3 protein-coding genes are annotated in these 3,496 nt (G+C 41.1%); 1 reads left to right on the top strand and 2 read right to left on the bottom strand.

What is annotated here, in order from left to right:
- The coding region (locus FV226_RS27010; protein WP_210246558.1) for a phosphopantetheine-binding protein at positions 1-247 on the bottom strand (247 nt) is incomplete at its 3' end.
- A complete protein-coding gene (locus FV226_RS27005; protein ID WP_147765340.1) occupies positions 234-1,895 on the bottom strand; it encodes an AMP-binding protein in 1,662 nt (553 codons plus the stop codon). The genes FV226_RS27005 and FV226_RS27010, both read right to left, overlap by 14 nt.
- A 293-nt stretch (positions 1,896-2,188) precedes the next feature.
- On the opposite strand from FV226_RS27005, the gene FV226_RS27000 reads away from it, so the two are divergent.
- On the top strand, positions 2,189-3,496 hold the full coding sequence (locus FV226_RS27000) for a pyridoxal phosphate-dependent aminotransferase family protein (RefSeq protein WP_147765339.1): 1,308 nt from the start codon (positions 2,189-2,191) through the stop codon (positions 3,494-3,496).

Here is a 3,496-nt window from a genome sequence, read left to right as displayed (position 1 = left end):
TGATTATAGAATCCGGAATATAAACATTATATTTTTCGTCGAGTTCAGTTATGAAGAGCATCGTCGCAAGGCTATCAAATCCCAACGATCCTAGTTTAGTTTCCGCGGAAAGCGGAACTGATTTTATATCACTTGGCAGATCTCCCTCAAGGGCCAACTTACGCATCACACCAATGATGCTATCTACAATCAGATCTTGTTTATTTATAGACATTTTGCGGTTGCCATTTATACTAGACTTGAACACCTAGGTCTTCGCTTTGGAAAAGAGATTTTGCCTTCGTTCTTTGAGTTTTTCCAGAGGTCGTTACTGGAATTGACCCCTTTGAAAGAATTAATACTTCGTCGACAGGGAAATCAAGTATTTCTATAATCGAAGAACGTAATTGAGTTTGGATATTTCCTTCAATCTTACCTCGAATTTCGATACCTAATATTACGCGATCTCGCATATCTTTCTCACTTGCTACGGAGAAAGCAACGGCACGAGTTATATTGTTTGGAAAAGATCGAAATGCAGCTTCTTCAATTAAATGGGCAGGCATATTTACTCCGTTTTTTATCAAAACGTCCTTCGATCGGCCAGTAATAAATACCTCGTTACCCTTCAAAAAACCTAAATCTCCAGTTTCAAACCAACCATCTTTTTGTGGAGTATCCATAGATCCAAAGTAAGCGTTTGTAACCATAGATGAAGAGACGGCTATCTGACCTTGCTTACATTCATTAATATCATTACCGAAATCATCACGAACTGTAACTTTTACTCCAGGTATCGATGGGCCATTTGATAAAAATGGTATCGAACCATCAGAAAAAGGGGCCAATAAAGTAATATTGCCGTTCTTATAAAGATCTTCTTTGCTTATCCAAGCGGTATTTCTATAGCTATTCTGCGGTCTTACAGAAACTGCTAAAGTTGTTTCGGCCATGCCGTAAGCAGCAGAAAGAACCCCCTCTTTTAGGCCGGATTTTTTGTACGCTTTTTCAAATTCGTCGCACAATATGGGTGATACAGGTTCAGATCCAAGCCATAAGCATTGCAAGCTAGAAAGATCGTAGCTTGCAGCTTTTTGTGAAAATACGGATTTAGTTAGTATCGATATTCCAGAGGGCGGCGCTCCCGAAAACGTAGCTTTCTGCTCGGACATCACCTTGAGCCAAATTAGCGGGTTTCGTCCAAATGACTCAGTCGGAATTAAAACTAGCTTTGCAGAGCATAACAAAGGCATGCAAAACGATATTACAAATCCAAAATCGTGATGGAGCGGCAACCAAGACACAAAGCAGTCGTCAGCAGTAAAGCCTGTCCAAGACGCAACTGTACGAGCATTATCGACTAGTTGTCCATGTTCTATAACTACAGCTTTCGGAAGTCCGGTACTGCCGCTAGTAAATTGTATAATAGCAGGATCGTCGTAGCAGTTTGTATGAGCTTCTGTATTCATATAAGTTGGAATTTTGGGAAGTTGATCTACATGAAGTAGAACTGCACCAATCTCATCGGCCACGATTTTTAGTTCAGATACATCATCAGCGGAATAAATTATTACTTTTGGTCGGGCGATCTCAAGCATTTCTACGAGACGCTCTAGTGAAAGAGAAGATCTCCCAATATCAATTGACGGTGAAACTACTGATACAACAGCACCAGATGCCCAACTTCCAAGTATGGATTGAATTAGTGCTCGTCCGGTCGGCAATAATGTAACAATTCGATCATGCGGCAAAACTTTGAAAGACTTAAACATTTCTGCAGTATCACAAGCAAGCGAATATAGGTCGTTAAATATTATCTTATCCTCTGGGCCACGTGCACCAGAGGTTATATTCATTGACCAAAATTGATCGACTTCAGCTCGATCTTTGATACTTTTCATGACCGAATAGAACAATTCTAAAATTCCACAAATTGGTGTGATATCATATTAACGGTTAGGCTACGTATTAGATTCCGATTGCTTCCTAATCCAAAACTCTAGCCAATCATTGGTCTTATTGTTGAGCGTGGCAGATCCCAGCGGCCTTTGCAATGTCCCCGGTTTCGGGATAATATCTTAAACTCATAGCCTCCGGCAATCGTACTCATGCGCATGTGATACTACGTAGATGCCGTTAAAGATGCCAATAATTGGTTCTTATTGCGTGATACATCCGCCTATAAGTTTTGACTGGGAAAAGTAAGTTAATGAACCAGCTCGACAAAGCACTCCTAAATGGATCACTATTAGACTATATAGATAGAACAGCTGTTGATCTTTTAGACAGGTGGAGTTCGCATCAAAGCTGGTGGGACAGGCGCTTAGATGCCGGCATTGATCCATATTCTAAGTTTACGTCTACGAAAATTGCAACGGAATGTGAGGCTGGTTTACGCAATGGCGGTAGGCTAAGTGGTGTAAACTTTGGATCTCAAGAGTATCTCAATCTCTCAAGCCATCCAGAGGTCCATAAGGCTGCTAAAAAGGCAATTGATGACTTTGGAGTTCATAGCGCTGGTTCGGCTGCGCTCATGGGGAACACCAGATTATCGATGGAACTAGAAGAGCGTCTTGCTTCATTTTTTGGGTATAAAGATTGCACAGTGTTCCCTACTGGATGGGGTGCTGGTTATGGGGTCATAAAGACTCTTGTTGGGCCCGAGGATTACGTTGTTATTGATAACCTTGCGCATGCGTGTCTACATGAGGGTGCGCGTGGGGCTACTGCTAATGTAATAAGCTTTCCACATCTGTCTCACGAGCATGTATTAAAGCATTTAGAGAGGATTCGCGCGGAAAATCCTAATGTTGGCATATTAGTAGTGACCGAGACCGTATTTTCAATGGATAGTGATGTTCCAGATATAAGTACTCTTCAAAGCACATGCAAAAAACATAGCGCCACGCTTTTAGTAGACGCAGCCCATGATATGGGTGCAATAGGAGATAATGGGGGCGGATATCTTGAAATACAAGGTATAAGTGGCATTCCTGACATACTGATGGGGTCTTTTTCGAAGACATTCGCATCAAACGGTGGTTATGTTGCCTGCAATAACCCCAATCTCAAACTAGCATTACGTTATGGATGTGGACCGCTTACTTTTACTAATGCGCTTTCACCTATTCAATGCTCAATAGTAATCAAATGCCTTGATATTATTTGCAGCAATGAGGGGGCGGAACTCAGAGGTAAGCTTTTAAGCAATGTAATGTATATGAGAAAAAATATGACGGAAAACAGTTTTGACGTATTAGGAAAATCTAGTGCGATCGTACCTGTAATACTTGGCGATAATGCTATTTCTCGCTTAATAACACATCACACTCTTAAAAACGGCGGTATTACTAATCTTGTTGAATATCCTGCCGTGCGTAGAAATACGAGTCGCTGGCGTCTTCAAGTCATGGCTAATCATACCAAGACTCAAATCGATAGATTTATTGATATTGCAGTCGATGCAAGAACAGTAGCAAATGAGCAGCTAGAGCATATAAATAAATCAGGTGACTAG

It is taken from the genome of Methylobacterium sp. WL12, assembly GCF_008039475.1.
Lineage (GTDB): Bacteria > Pseudomonadota > Alphaproteobacteria > Rhizobiales > Beijerinckiaceae > Methylobacterium > Methylobacterium cerastii.
This window is presented reverse-complemented; position numbering and strand designations above follow the sequence as displayed.

Coding starts and splice junctions, on each gene's coding strand:
- FV226_RS27000 (WP_147765339.1), top strand. CDS start 2,189: ATGAACCAGCTCGACAAAGCACTCCTAAATGGATCACTATTAGACTAT.